Origin of the sequence: Streptomyces minutiscleroticus (assembly GCF_014650875.1) — a bacterium.
Lineage (GTDB): Bacteria > Actinomycetota > Actinomycetes > Streptomycetales > Streptomycetaceae > Streptomyces > Streptomyces minutiscleroticus.
Map to the genome: position 1 here is coordinate 1 of NZ_BMVU01000232.1, position 717 is coordinate 717.

Sequence of the window (717 nt, forward strand, 5' to 3'; positions counted from 1 at the left end):
GACACGTTCGCCGCGTTGAACGCGGACCACAGGGCGTTGTTCGCGCCGTCCAGCCGGGCGGCGTGCTGGGCGGCCCGGTCCAGGAGCGCGGGTACGGCTCGGGCGGCGCCGGAGGCGGTGCGGGAGTTGCCGGCGGCGACCGCGGCCTGTGCCATGGCCGCTTTCAGGTACAGCGCCCCCAGGGCGCTCAGCCCGGCGGGTCCGGCGGACACCAGATAGGGCTCGAGGCGGGCGGCGGCCGCGGTCGCGAACCGGGCGGCGGCCGCCGGCTGGCCGTCCTCGGTCATGGCATCGCACAGATGGCGGGCCGCGGTCGCCATCACGGCCGCATCCCCGCACCGCTCGGCCACCACCACGGCACGGCGTCCGGCGAGGGCGGCCAGCGGGCCGGAACCGAACTTGACGCACACCGCCTCGGTCAGGCACAGCGCCATGGCCAGCGCACGGTAGGCCACCGTCTGGTCCTCGCCGGTGTACCGGGCGGCAGCGCGGTTGGTGCGGGTCAGCAGCTCGGGCAGGAGACGGCTCAGCAGCGTGAACCGGCTGGCCTGGAAGGCGTCCCAGCCATAGGCGACCTGGCGGCGCAGGGCATCGAGCGCGACCGGTTCGGCTGCCTCGTCACCGTCGGCGGCGGTGCTGGTGATCACGTCGTGCCGGTACAGCACCGCCCGGATCGCCTCCAGCTCGACGGCGTCCACCCGTTCGGCGTCGGCCGGG

At 75.6% G+C, this 717-nt stretch carries 1 pseudogene; it reads right to left on the bottom strand.

Annotation, left to right across the window (positions count from 1 at the left end):
- Positions 1-717: pseudogene (locus IE271_RS41190) on the bottom strand (helix-turn-helix domain-containing protein); the annotation flags it as partial.